Source organism: Rhodococcus sp. 05-2255-3B1 (genome assembly GCF_002258545.1).
Classification (GTDB): Bacteria; Actinomycetota; Actinomycetes; order Mycobacteriales; family Mycobacteriaceae; genus Rhodococcoides.
Genome location: NZ_NOZC01000022.1, coordinates 64,977 through 78,266 on the forward strand (window position 1 = coordinate 64,977; position 13,290 = coordinate 78,266).

The following is a 13,290-nucleotide window of genomic DNA, read 5'->3' on the forward strand; positions in this document are numbered from 1 at the left end:
CTGAACCGCAACGACGGAACAGTCATGATCACGACGCCGCTGCACGGCGAATGCCGAGTCTTTCTCTCCCGCACCGATGATGCACGGACATGGGCGGTGGGAGCGCAATTCGCGGCGACCGCCGCGAGTGTCGGTCACCGCGCAGGAACCACCACGGCACTTCGCCCCGGGACGACTCTGGTCTGCTCCGCCGACGGAGAGTTGTCGGTGCACCGCGCTGTCCCCCGATCGTCGCCGTCGGGCGGTGTCCCAGGGTGTTCGCTCGAACAGGCCATGGGGTGGCTCGACCATGGATTACGCACTGCAGCAACGGAAATCGCATCGTCGGGTCGTCCCATTCGCTTACTGCTCTCCGGTGGTGTCGACTCCGGACTCCTCGCCTCCTACTTGTGGAGGGCCGGTGCCGACGTCCGTGCACTGACCCTCCGCACACCCTGGGGTGACGAAATCGACGGTGCCTCTCGAACAGCGCGCCACGTCGGTCTGCCGCTCGACGTCATCGACGTCACCGCACAGGAATCGACAGCGGCGATCTACCCGTGCATGCAGCACACTCAATCCGATGATGCAGAAGTCATCACCGTGCATCTGCTGGTGACAGTGGCCTTCGAGTTGGCGCGAGCATGTGGTGCCGACCTCGTGACCGGACTCGGCAGCGATCTGCTCAACGCCGGAAGCGATTTCGGTATGGGCGCAGTCGCCGGCGATCTGAACGAACGTATCGACGACGCCAGCGCATCAGGAATGATGGTGACCGGCCAATTCACCCCAGGGCCGCGCATGTACCACCCGTACTGGAGTCCTGCTCTACTGCACCTTCAACAGAGTGTCCCCGCTCAGCTGAAGACCGTCGACGGCATCGAAAAGTACTACCTCCGCGAGCTCGCGGCCTACCAACTGCCCCGTGAGACTGCGTTCGGGAGAAAAGTCGCAATCCACCAAGGGGCGGGTTTGTCAGCAGGGTTGGACGGCGCGCTCGGAGAACAACTGGCTGCCGTCTGTGCCCAAATCCGGGCACAGACCCTCGATGAGGTCCCTCTGGGAAACCACGATGTTGCGGTCGGCGGTGAGCAGCGGTGACGGCCACCGATCCCGGAGATCTCGCGGCAGTGGCCACCCGGGATGGATTCGCTCTGGTCGGCGACGTCGACTTCGGCAGAAGCGACTTCGAGGTCTTCGTGCAGGGGCTCGGGACTCTCGCCACACATCGGTTCGGCACCGGAAGCGCAGGTCTGCTCGATCTCGACGCAAGCCCGCTACCGGACCGCGTCGTCACCGGGCGCAGTGCCCTGCCTCTGCACACCGACGGCACACTTGTCGGGACCTGTCCCAAATACATTGCGCTGTATTGCAATGCAGTCGATCAGCCCACAGGATCCGGACGCACAGAACTCTGTCTGCAATCGGATCTACTCGATGCAACACTCCCACCGGACCTGAGCACGGTGACCGACGTGGATTGGGAGTACTACGTCACCGACCAATCCCACTTTCCCGACGTCGCGCACCGCTGGCTGTCGATTCCACCTGCAGTGCGATCAGCAACGGGGACAACGCGGTTGAACGTGGCACTCCCGTTCACCGAGGAACGGACCACCCCCGCAGGATGGTCGGTCCGTCTGGCGGGCTCGACCGAAGAAGACAGCCGGGCCGTCTTCGCACGGCTCGACTCCTACCTGCGGGGCAGTACCAGCTTCTACTCGCACGACTGGGCCCCGGGTGATCTTCTCGTCCTCGACAACGAACAGGTTCTGCACGGGCGGACAACGATCGAACCGGGCAGCGTCAGACACTTGTTCCGAGGACAGATCAATGTCTGACGCGCGAGGGTTCCTCGCCGCACTGAACAGCATGCCCCAACAGGATCAGGACGCACTTCACCAGGGACGACGCCATACGACGTTCGGGGAGCTGTCGGCCGCGGCGATGGCATGGCGTGATGCACTGGCACCGGTGATCGACGAAGGCGACGTGGTCGTCGTCGATCATCACCCCGGGGCCGCAGACTTCGTTGCAGCACTACTGGGAACGATGGCCGCCGGCGGCGTGCACCTGGCGAGCCGGACGCGGCATCCAGCATGGGACCGACTGAGCGCACTGGGCCGCCGCTGGCACGCCATTACCGACCACGACATCGACCCCGACCTGCCCGAACTGGCCTCCGTGTTCGATGCAGCAACCCGAAAGCTCCGATACTGCAACCCAACGCGTCAATGCGACGTGACCGAGCACGACACCGTGCGAGGAAGAATCCTCGAAACATCCGGATCGAGTGGTGAGCCGAAATGGGTGTACTGGACCGAGGAATCGCTGTTCGCCGACCGCACCGACTGGTGCCAGCAGCTCGGTCTGACAGCCGACGATGTGATCATCAACATCCACCCCCTCGATTTCGCGCACGGGATGGACGTTCACGTTCTCGCGGGCTTGCTCTCGGGAGCACCCACGGTGCACCTCGACGCCGGTCTCCCGGCCTCTGCCCACGCGAGAGCGATTTGCGACTGGAACGGTACCTATATGAGCGCCCTTCCCTCGCACTACGACGCGATCGCAGCGTCACCGGCGGCATCGGAGCGAATGGGTGAACACCTGACCACCGCACTGACGGGCGGGGCTCTCCTGACGCCGACCACTGCGCGACTGATCCACCAGCGGTGCGGGGTCCACCTACGCAGGCTCTACGGGGCCACCGAGTGCGGCATCATGTGCGCAGATCTGCGGCCACAGTTGCAGAGCGCGGCCGAACTGCGGCCCCTACCCGGGGTGGAGATGCGAGTGCGCCCCATCCACGGAATCGACGCAGATACCTATCGAGTGGGCGAGCCCGAATTCCGCCGAGCGCACCGAGCCGAAGGCTACTGGGGACACCCGGACCGTACACAGAGCGCATTCACGGACGGCTGGTATCGAAGCGGGGACGCGGTGATGGTCCACGACAACGGTGCCATCAACGTCCTGGGCCGCATCGATGACGTATGGACAAACAACCACGGTCAACTCTGTTCGGCAGGCGTCCTGGTCGACGAGATCACCGCACTCGACGAGGTCGACGAGGTCGTCGTCTTCGCCCCAACGGCCACAGGAGCAGACACACCGACGACAGTACTGTGCCGCCTGGCACCCACCGGGGCAGACCTCGGACGAATCCACCTTCGCGTCACCGAAGTGATGAACAGCTGCGGTCTCATCGGAAAGATCACTCTGATGTCCGACTGGCCGAAAACGTCTGTCGGCAAGCCCGACCGGCGCGCATTGCTGGCATGGTGCAGAGCGTCCTGAGTTCGACATCACACGGATCAGAAAGGGCAGACATGAGCGCCGCGTCCCCACAAGGGTTTCACTGCTGGACAACCCATTTAGGACTGGCAGACGAAGGTAAAGACGACTTCTCCATGGTCATCTCCGACAGGCCGTGCACCTCGTCGGTCGTTTTCACGAAGTCACTGTTCGCGGGCCCCTGCGTCACCTTGAGCAAGACCTCGATCGAGCAGACCAGTCCGCGCGGGGTCCTCGTGTTGGCGAAGAACGCCAACGTCGCGACCGGCGCGGAAGGGCTCCGCAACGCCAGCGAGATACGCGCATCCGTCGCACGAACCGTAGGAATCGAACCCGATGCCCTGATAATGGCCTCCACCGGAGTCATCGGAGTGCAATATCCGATGGACACCATCCGCGCCGGACTCGACGGGCTCGGCCAGGGAACACCACTCGACGCGCACGCGGTGGCCCGAGCGATCATGACCACCGACACCCGCGCCAAGGTCTCCGAACGAGCCGTCGGCACCAGCACCATCGTTGGAATCGCGAAGGGCGTCGGGATGATAGAACCGGACATGGCGACCATGCTGTCGTTTGTCTTCACCGACGCCGACGTCCCCCAGGACACGCTCAACCGAATCTTTCGTGACGTTGTCGACCGCACCTACAACTCGGTCTCGATCGACACCGACACCTCCACCAGCGACACAGCGGCGGTCTTCGCCAATGGTGCCGCCGGCCCGGTACCCGATACCGAGTTCGAGCAGGCTCTCGAGGAAGTGTGCACGGATCTGGTGAAAATGATTGCCAGCGACGGCGAAGGTGCGACCAAGCTGATCGTCACTACGGTCTCGGGTGCATCGAGCGAGCGCCAAGCGCGCGTGGTCGGGAAGTCGATCATCAACTCTCCCTTGGTCAAGACGATGATCCACGGTGAAGACCCCAACTGGGGTCGAGTTCTCATGGCTATCGGAAAATGTAGCAACGAGGTGGACATAGAACCCGACAGAATCCGAGTCGCATTCGCGGACATCGATGTGTATCCGAGCTCGTCACTCGACCAGCACGACACCGTCGAGGTGGTTCGTGAACACCTTGCAACTGCCACCGTCGAGATCAACGTAGACCTCGGAATCGGCACCGACACCTGGAGAGTGTTCGGTTGCGACCTCACCGATGAATACATTCGAATAAACGCGGACTACACCACATAGAGATCACTCCAATCACTTCACCAACAGGCCGCAGTAACGTGGAGTGGGCATCCGGCCTCGACGCCTCGACCTGTCGAAGCCGTTACAGCACGTCGCCTGTGGCCGTTGATGTTGCCGGTTCTGCCGGACTCTGGACATGAGCAAATTAAAGACCGAACACGATTCGCGCCGGGGGGCGAAAATGGCTGCAACCGATAGAGAACCTTCAAAAAGGTTCCGAGACAATGCCCATAACGACCGCAATGCCACAACTCTGATCAAAACTTCCGACCACGCATCTAGCGAAGAGCGTAGTCACGAGCTGTACACCGTGTACGGAACCGCGTGTCACGCGCCTGAACGACAGTGTATGACACGACTCACTGCGCGAATAGTCGATGGGGACAGCTTAGCGTCGATTCGGTGCGGACCAGGAGAAATTACTCGTCGACAGGTTGATCTCGAAGCCGATCCACGATTCTCCGTGAGGATTCAATACGTCTTATCGGGCGAAGTAATTCTGTCGCAGAACGGCGTCCAAATATCGCTGAAGAGTGGAGGCATTGGCCTATACTATAGCGATTACAGTTATACAATGACTGTAACCCGTGCCAGCTGTTTAGCGGTAGTCACGTTACGGCAGAGGGTGGGCTCAAGAGAAGACTTCGACGCCGCCTCGGGTCGAGGTCTTCGCGTTGTGCCAAACGCTGAAGGTACGGGGAAAATACTCTCAGATACTTTACATTCTACTTCGAGAGAAATTGGAATGCTGAACACGTTCACGGCTCATAATGTCATCTCAGCCGTTCGATTACTGGCGTGGGAAGGAATGCACCCGCCCCATGGCCACGCACCGCCTGACCAGCAATCCGGCCTCGTAGCGACGGCGCGCTTGATGATCGAGAAGAATCTTTCTGATCCCACGCTCAATCCCGACCTACTCGCGCGCAAACTACATGTATCGGTTCGTCAGCTGCATCGCGCTTTCGAGCGAGAGGAGCGAACTCTGTCCGCTTATATAGCATATGAGCGCATTGAAAGGTGCGCTGCCGATTTGATCGACCCAAGCTTACAACAGATACCGATAGGCGACATCAGTGCGCGGTGGGGGCTTAGTGACCAGTCGAGACTTTCTCGGCTATTTCGCGAGTTGAAGGGTTGCTCGCCTTCGGAATTCAGAAGGTTTTACGCGGAACCCAGCTAATTCGAGAACACATCCACCGATCAATTCCGAGTGGTCAAGACCGGAACGAAGGTTCTCGTACCGGCGCGCCGCGTCGACGTGATCGAACTCGCTGGGCAACAAGTACACGACCGGGTGACGGATTCATCAAGACAAAATTCTTGACCTTGCTCGAGGTAGTGACGGTCCGGCTATCCGTCCACGGTAGCTACCACGCAACTCCGTCACGTCCGCGCGCACTCGCGCCGATCGGGGCATCGCCTTCACGGCATAAGACGATTGATCTGCGGGTTCTCGCGGTAGACGTGGCTGTAGTCGTTGTCGACTTTGGAGGGCCCGACTCCGAGGACTTGATCGTTGGCCGGTTGCGGCTTCCATGGTCTCCTCACGGCCGGCGCAGATGGGTGCCTACCTGCACTGGACCCCGTAGGGGACTTCGACCCCACTTGTCGCACGGTGCCAAAGTTTTGTCGCTTCGCGACGAAGAGCTGTGGAGGTATTTCCGCAATTAATTTCGATAAGTAGCGTCGAAGACATCATCAAGTCGCCGACCTTGCAGGTCGCAATGGTTCATTCGACATGTCGACTTGAGATACAGAAATGATGGGGAGAACCGAAGAAGGAGACTGTGATGATCTCGGCAGATCAATATGCGCGCGATAGCTATGAACGTGAGTTGAAAGCTCACTGGGACGCTAAAACAACCGATGACATCAATCTCCTACTGGGCGCTGATGATGATCTTTACCACCATCACTACGCGATTGGCGATTTCGACCGCTCTATTCTGGATTCCGTAGGTGAGGAGCGAGAGAACGCGATTTTGCGAGAGTTGCATCGAATGGAGAATGATCAAGTCGGACTGATCCTCGACGCCCTCGGTCCTTTGCCGCCCAACTCTCGCGGCATGGATGCCGGGTCAGGTCGCGGGGGAACATCTTTTCGTCTCGCTGGAGCGACGGAGAGCCGAATCGACGGCGTCAATTTTTGCGAACATCACGTCGCGTTCGCCGAGCAGATCGCACGCAAACGCGGTTGGGATAGCCGCGTTCAATTCCACCTCGGGAACATGCTGCAGGCACCATTTCCTGATCACACTTTCGATTTCGTGGTCTCAAACGAGACGACGATGTACGCCGACGCGTACGAAGCAATGGCCGAGTTCTCCCGCCTACTGCGACGGGGCGGTCGCTACGTAATGACCACCTGGTGCCGCAACGACGCAGTCGACCCACGCTCGGACGCGACAAGGCAGATCGATGAACATTACGTATGCCGAATGCACCGCCGAAGCACTTACTTCAAGGCCTTCGCGGCAAACGGCCTGATTCCGTACCGCGTGGCTCAGTACACACACGAAGCTATGCCGTACTGGGAGCTACGCAACAACAGCAAACTCCGCACCGGCGTTGAGGATGCGTTCCTCAGCGGCTACAGCGACGGTTCACTGAACTACCTAGTGATTGCGGCCGAACGCATCTGAGACATCCACCCGGAAACCACAAACTTGAAGGAGCCTGAAATGCCGAACCTCGACGTGGCAGTCCTCGGCCAGCATGACGTACAGCAGCGCCGCTACTGGGATGCCAAAAAATCCGACGATATCAACCTGCTGCTGGGCACTGAAGACGGCTTGTACCACCACCACTACGGAATCGGTGACTACGATCACTCTGTACTCGCTGCACCTGCGGAGCTGCGGGAGTCACTGATCCTGCGCGAACTTCACCGGATGGAGTCGCTGGAAATCAACCTTATCGTCGATGCATTAGGGGAGGTCTCACCGAGCTCTCGTGTCATGGACGCGGGATCGGGGCGAGGCGGAACGACCTTCACAATCGCTGATCGATTCGGCTGCCGGGTAGACGGGGTGAACTACTGCGCTCACCATGTCGAGTTCGCAGAGAAGTTGGCCCGTGAACGCGGGAGCTCGGACCGTGTGCAATTCCACTTCGCAAACATGGTTCAGGCCCCCTTCGAGGACAACACCTTCGATTACATCGTCTCCAACGAAACCACGATGTGTGTCGACCTAGGGGAGGCGTTCACCGAGTTCGCCCGGTTGCTGCGCCCCGGCGGCCGCTATGTCGCAGTCACCTGGTGCCGCAACGACGTAGTTGCTGAGCGTTCCGAGGCATCACGGTTGATCGACGAAGAATATCAGTGCGCTATGCACACCCGCAGTACTTATTTCCAAACTCTGGCAGCAAATGGTCTGGTGCCGTATCACGTTCAGCGATACACCGACGAAGCCATCCCGTACTGGGACCTGCGCAACCAGGCAGCGTTGCGCACAGGTGTCGAGGAACCATTCCTCCAGGGCTTCCGCGAACGCAGCATCGACTACTTGGTTATCGCGTGCGAGCGTCTGTAGCGGTGGCCTGAGATATCCGAGTTATCCACGCGCCAGCGATCCTCGGCATCGGCGCGCCACTTCGTCCTTCTACAAACAATCGAAGGGATTCCGGTATGGCCGGAACGGCTGATTTACCTTTAGAAATGCGACGCAACGGCCTGAACCCGACCGAAGAGCTCGCCCAGGTCCGTGACCGCGACGGTGTTATCCCAGTAGGAGAACTCTACGGGGCCCCGGCTTTTCTCGTCTGCCGTTACGAAGACGTCCGGCGAATCTTCGCAGACTCAAACCGGTTCAGCAACGCCCACACGCCAATGTTCGCAATACCCAGCGGCGGCGATGTGATTGAAGATGAACTAGCCGCCATGCGCGCCGGTAACCTCATCGGACTCGATCCCCCCGACCACACCCGCTTGCGTCATATCCTTGCTGCGGAGTTCTCAGTGCACCGGCTCAGTCGCCTGCAGCCGCGCATCGCAGAGATAGTGGACAGTGCATTGGATGGTCTCGAGCAAGCCGGGCAACCCGCCGACCTTATGGACCGTTACGCGCTACCAGTCTCTTTGCTCGTACTGTGTGAGCTGTTGGGAGTGCCCTATGCCGATCGCGACGAATTGCGAGATCGAACAGCACGCCTCCTGGATCTGTCGGCATCTGCAGAACAACGAGCGGTTGCCCAGCGAGAAGACCGTCGATACATGGCCACCCTGGTTACCCGTGCGCAGGAACAACCCGGTGACGACTTGTTGGGAATTCTGGCGCGCAAGATTGGCGACAACCTCAGCACCGACGAACTTATCAGCATCATCAGTCTGATCATGCTCGGTGGACACGAGACCACAGCAAGCATGATCGGCCTCAGTGTACTGGCCCTTTTGCATCACCCGGAACAAGCCGCCATGATGATCGAGGACCCGAACTGCGTCAATTCCGGAATTGAGGAATTATTGCGGTGGTTGTCGGTCGCCCATTCGCAGCCACCGCGCATGGCAGTAACCGAGGTGCAAATCGCCGGGGTGACCATTCCGGCAGGATCTTTCGTCATCCCGTCCCTATTGGCCGCTAATCGCGACAGCAATCTGACGGACAGACCCGACGACCTCGATATCACCAGGGGAGTAGCCGGTCACCTCGCCTTCGGGCATGGCGTCCATTTCTGTCTTGGGCATTCACTCGCTCGGATGACCCTGCGCACGGCCGTGCCGGCGGTACTGAGGCGCTTTCCCGACCTAGCCCTCTCACCCTCGCACGACGTTCGGCTCCGCTCCGCCAGCATTGTTCTCGGCCTCGAAGAACTACAGCTGACGTGGTGAGAAGCGAGCGGTCATGAAAGTCGTCGTGAACGAGCGGAGGTGTTTCGGCTCCGGTCAGTGCGTGCTCGTCGCGCCCGAGGTCTTCGAGCAGAGTAACGACGGCACAGTCACATTGCTCGTGGACAAACCTTCCCCAGACAACCATTCGCTGGTACGCGCGGCTGCACGTTCCTGCCCAGCTACTGCTATCCGCTTCGAAGAGAATGCGATGCGACAAGAGCCAACCGAATTCAGCTATGACGATCTGCCTGCTCTGATCTCCCGTATGCGGGGAGACGAAAGGCACTCGTTCTCATCCTCATCGACGATGGACGTGCTGTGGGTACTCTACGACGAAATCCTCAACGTATCCCCCGAGAGCCCCGACGACGACGACAGGGACCGCTTCTTGCTGTCCAAAGGTCACGGCCCGATGGCCTACTACGCGGTACTTGCGGCCAAAGGGTTCCTCCGACCAGAGCTCCTCGATACCTGGGCGACAAAGAACTCACCACTCGGCTTCGCGCCGGATCGAACCAAAATCTCGGGTGTAGAAATGTCGGGTGGCTCGCTCGGCCATGGCTTGCCGCTCGCAGTGGGCGTCGCGATGGGACTCCGTATACAAAATCGTCACGCACCGAGAGTCTTCGTGCTCATCGGCGATGGAGAGTTCGATGAGGGCAGCAACCACGAGGCGATGGCTTTTGCAGGACGCGCGCGCTTGAACCAACTGACGGTCATCGTCCTGGACAACGGCACGGCAAGTATGGGTTGGCCGCATGGAATCGATAAACGGTTCGACGGTGAGGGTTGGGACACAATCAACATCAACGGTGCTGACCATGAGGAGATCGCTGCGGCACTGAATCGAGATCACAACGACAGACCGCTCGCGGTGGTCGCCACCGTGACTCGGCAATCGGCCCGTTCGTCCATTCAGCAGAGATGAATCGCCATGAATTCCGCAGACACGCAAGAACCAAAGTCCTTCAACCACACTGACATGTGGACCGCATTCGGAACGACCATGTCTGGTGCATTGGAAACAGACCCCCGCGCCGTAGTTGTGCTGGCCGACATCGGAGCCCACCTCTTCAAAGCGGCCGCGATCGCAGATCCCAACCGCGTGATCAACGTAGGGATCAGGGAACAGCTGATGATGGGGGTAGCCGGCGGGCTCGCCATGTGTGGCATGCGACCCGTGGTACACACAGTCGCCGCCTTTCTCGTCGAGCGGCCTCTTGAACAAATAAAGCTGAACTTCGCCCAGCAAGATGTCGGCGCAGTCCTGGTCAGTTGGGGAGCCTCCTACGACTTGTCGGAGTTCGCCTTCTCCCATTTCACCCCGGGCGATATCACCGTCATCGATTCGATGCCCAACTGGACAGTTCACGTGCCAGGCCATCCACAGGAGGCCGCCGATCTTCTCCTCGAATCGCTACCAGGCGATGGACGGGTCTACCTACGGCTGTCGAGTCAGGTCAACCGTTACCCCCATGCGGTCCGAGGGACATCGTTCACACCTATCAAGTACGGCACCCGCGGAGTCGTCCTCGCAGTCGGGCCCTGTTTAGATGCGGTGCTGTCGGCAACCTCCATGCTCGACGTAACCATCCTCTACGCGGCGACGATTCGCCCCTTCGACGCCACGGGCCTGTGTGCCGCGGTGCAAGCCGTGAACCGTCCGAACGTCGTGTTGGTCGAGCCCTATCTGGCAGGCACCTCGGCGCACCAAGTCTCGTCCAGTCTCGTCAGCCATCCCCATCGGCTGCTCTCCCTGGGCGTTCGACGTGAGATGGAAGATCGCCACTACGGAACCCCCGACGACCACGACCACATTCACGGACTTGACGCCCGTTCCCTGAGTAATTCGATCAATTCCTTCCTCGGCTGAGCACGACCCGCGAGAGAAAGGAATCGGGATGAAGGAATCAACCATGGCACAGACGCAAGCAAGGTTTGATCGGGTGCGATGGGAACCCGGCGTATACGCAATCGTCGGTGCCACCGGAATTGGAAAGAGCGCCGAAGCGAGCAAGTTGGCATTGAGTCACTCGGCTCCGATTGTTGTTGCCGACCGTATCCAGTGTTACTCCGATCTCCTGGTCACCAGTGGTCGAGCGTTCGACGCGAAAGTGGAAGGGCTCAACCGCGTTTGGCTCGACAACCGGACCATACATCAGGGCAACTTCGATCCGGACGAGGCCTTTGACCGGCTGATAAAAGTACTGACCTCGTACGTTGATCGCGGCGAAGCGGTGGTAATGGAGGGCGGTTCGATATCGCTCATTCTTCGATTCGCGCAAACGATATCCAACCTACCGTTCCCAGCTGTCGTGAATGTTATGCCTATTCCTGATAGGCAACACTACTTTGCCCAGCAGTGCGCAAGGGCACGACAAATGTTACGGGGAGATTCAACGGGCAGGAATTTACTCACCGAACTGGCGGAAGCGTGGGTTCTAGGCGATCAGCACAACTTCATAGCCTCGGTTGCGGGTCTGGACTGTGTACTCGACTGGTGCGCCACGCATTCCGTAACACCAGAGGAGTTGGCCAACCGAGACCTCACCACGGAGGTGCTCGACGAACTGGCGGCATCAATGGGTGGCCGGTATGTCGAGCACGGCGTCCTTCAGCAGGAAATATTTTTAAGAACCTTCGGTGCCCCAGGTGTGACCGCCAGATGAGCGGGATCTGGCACACCGACGACGTGCACCTGACATCCGCCGGGGCTGATTTCGGAAACTGCATCCATGCGAAACCGTCCGTCGTTGTCGTGCCACGGACCGTGGCCGACGTGCAGGAAGCCCTGCGCTACACCGCGGCGCGGAACCTATCGCTCGCGGTGCGCGGATCCGGACACTCGACTTACGGGCAATGCCAGGCAGATGGCGGAGTCGTGCTGGACATGAAAAGGTTCAACACCGTCCACGACGTTCGATCGGGGCAGGCCACGATCGATGCGGGTGTGCGATGGAGCGACGTGGTCGCTGCCACGCTCAGCCGCCAGCAAACCCCTCCGGTACTCACCGACTATCTCGGGACCACCGTCGGCGGAACGCTTTCGGTCGGCGGCTTCGGGGGATCGAGTCACGGCTTTGGCTTGCAAACCGACAACGTGGACTCTCTTGCTGTAGTTACCGGATCGGGAGATTTTCGGGAATGCTCCGCCGTATCGAACAGTGAACTTTTCGACGCCGTGCGCGGCGGCCTCGGTCAATTCGGCGTAATCGTCAACGCGACAATCCGTCTGACCGCTGCTCACGAGTCGGTTCGACAGTACAAATTGCAGTATTCCAACCTCGGCGTATTCCTTGGCGACCAACTCCGCGCCATGTCCAACAGACTATTCGACCATGTACAAGGACGAATTCGTGTCGATGCCGACGGCCACTTACGTTATCGACTGGACCTAGCCAAGTACTTCACCCCACCACGAAGGCCAGACGACGATGCGCTGTTGTCATCGCTCCAATACGATTCGTGCGCCGAATACAACTCGGACGTAGATTATGGTGACTTTATCAACCGTATGGCGGATCAGGAGCTTGATCTTCGGCACACAGGTGAGTGGTTCTATCCACATCCATGGGCCAGCCTGCTGATCCCGGCAGACAAGATCGAGCAGTTCATCGAAACTACCAGCTCCTCATTGACGGATGACCTAGGAAACTCCGGGCTGATCATGGTTTACCCGATTCCAACAACACCGATCACCGCACCGTTCATTCCGATTCCTCACTGCGACACATTCTTCATGTTGGCCGTACTTCGAACAGCATCCCCAGGGGCCGAAGCCCGAATGATTGCCAGCAACCGCCTGCTCTATGAACAGGCTCGGGATGTAGGCGGGGTGGCCTACGCAGTCAATGCTGTCCCCATGTCACCGGGAGATTGGTGTACGCACTTCGGTTCGCGATGGCAGGCCATCGCACGGGCTAAGCGTCGCTTCGACCCATACAGGATCCTCGCCCCTGGATACAGAATGTCATTCGACTGATGAAC

The 13,290-nt window shown here is 59.5% G+C and carries 12 protein-coding genes; all 12 read left to right on the forward strand.

Features of this window, described 5'->3' with window-relative positions:
- The first annotated feature begins 24 nt into the window (after positions 1 to 24).
- The 12 genes from CH249_RS13775 (at position 25) to CH249_RS13830 (ending at position 13,285) form a co-directional block, all read left to right on the forward strand.
- A complete protein-coding gene (locus CH249_RS13775) occupies positions 25 to 1,080 on the forward strand; it encodes an asparagine synthase C-terminal domain-containing protein (RefSeq protein WP_033188359.1) in 1,056 nt (351 codons plus the stop codon).
- Positions 1,077 to 1,820, forward strand: a complete 744-nt coding sequence (locus CH249_RS13780; protein ID WP_015586125.1) for a TauD/TfdA family dioxygenase — start codon at positions 1,077 to 1,079, stop codon at positions 1,818 to 1,820. The genes CH249_RS13775 and CH249_RS13780 overlap by 4 nt, the downstream gene beginning before the upstream one ends.
- Positions 1,813 to 3,279 carry a class I adenylate-forming enzyme family protein gene (locus CH249_RS13785; RefSeq protein ID WP_032365002.1) on the forward strand — a complete coding sequence of 489 codons (1,467 nt, stop codon included), beginning with the start codon at positions 1,813 to 1,815 and terminating at the stop codon, positions 3,277 to 3,279. Before CH249_RS13780 ends, CH249_RS13785 begins: the two co-directional genes overlap by 8 nt.
- Before the next feature lie 32 nt (positions 3,280 to 3,311).
- The gene (argJ, locus tag CH249_RS13790) at positions 3,312 to 4,472 is read left to right on the forward strand and encodes a bifunctional glutamate N-acetyltransferase/amino-acid acetyltransferase ArgJ (RefSeq protein WP_032365003.1); all 1,161 of its coding nucleotides are present in this window, start codon (positions 3,312 to 3,314) and stop codon (positions 4,470 to 4,472) included.
- Between the two features lie 874 nt (positions 4,473 to 5,346).
- Positions 5,347 to 5,655 (forward strand): helix-turn-helix transcriptional regulator, encoded by a 309-nt coding sequence (locus tag CH249_RS28750; protein ID WP_368665489.1) that lies wholly within the window; start codon positions 5,347 to 5,349, stop codon positions 5,653 to 5,655.
- A gap of 610 nt (positions 5,656 to 6,265) precedes the next feature.
- The gene (locus tag CH249_RS13800; protein ID WP_015586129.1) at positions 6,266 to 7,117 is read left to right on the forward strand and encodes a cyclopropane-fatty-acyl-phospholipid synthase family protein; all 852 of its coding nucleotides are present in this window, start codon (positions 6,266 to 6,268) and stop codon (positions 7,115 to 7,117) included.
- Between the two features lie 39 nt (positions 7,118 to 7,156).
- Positions 7,157 to 8,008, forward strand: a complete 852-nt coding sequence (locus CH249_RS13805; protein ID WP_032365004.1) for a cyclopropane-fatty-acyl-phospholipid synthase family protein — start codon at positions 7,157 to 7,159, stop codon at positions 8,006 to 8,008.
- A gap of 95 nt (positions 8,009 to 8,103) precedes the next feature.
- Positions 8,104 to 9,303 carry a cytochrome P450 gene (locus tag CH249_RS13810; RefSeq protein ID WP_015586131.1) on the forward strand — a complete coding sequence of 400 codons (1,200 nt, stop codon included), beginning with the start codon at positions 8,104 to 8,106 and terminating at the stop codon, positions 9,301 to 9,303.
- Between the two features lie 13 nt (positions 9,304 to 9,316).
- The gene (locus CH249_RS13815; protein ID WP_080730063.1) at positions 9,317 to 10,231 is read left to right on the forward strand and encodes a 4Fe-4S domain-containing protein; all 915 of its coding nucleotides are present in this window, start codon (positions 9,317 to 9,319) and stop codon (positions 10,229 to 10,231) included.
- A gap of 6 nt (positions 10,232 to 10,237) precedes the next feature.
- Positions 10,238 to 11,176 (forward strand): transketolase family protein, encoded by a 939-nt coding sequence (locus CH249_RS13820; RefSeq protein WP_015586133.1) that lies wholly within the window; start codon positions 10,238 to 10,240, stop codon positions 11,174 to 11,176.
- Between the two features lie 28 nt (positions 11,177 to 11,204).
- The gene (gene fas4, locus CH249_RS13825) at positions 11,205 to 11,972 is read left to right on the forward strand and encodes an adenylate dimethylallyltransferase Fas4 (protein WP_015586134.1); all 768 of its coding nucleotides are present in this window, start codon (positions 11,205 to 11,207) and stop codon (positions 11,970 to 11,972) included.
- The gene (locus CH249_RS13830; protein ID WP_032365005.1) at positions 11,969 to 13,285 is read left to right on the forward strand and encodes an FAD-binding protein; all 1,317 of its coding nucleotides are present in this window, start codon (positions 11,969 to 11,971) and stop codon (positions 13,283 to 13,285) included. Before fas4 ends, CH249_RS13830 begins: the two co-directional genes overlap by 4 nt.
- Positions 13,286 to 13,290 lie beyond the last annotated feature (5 nt).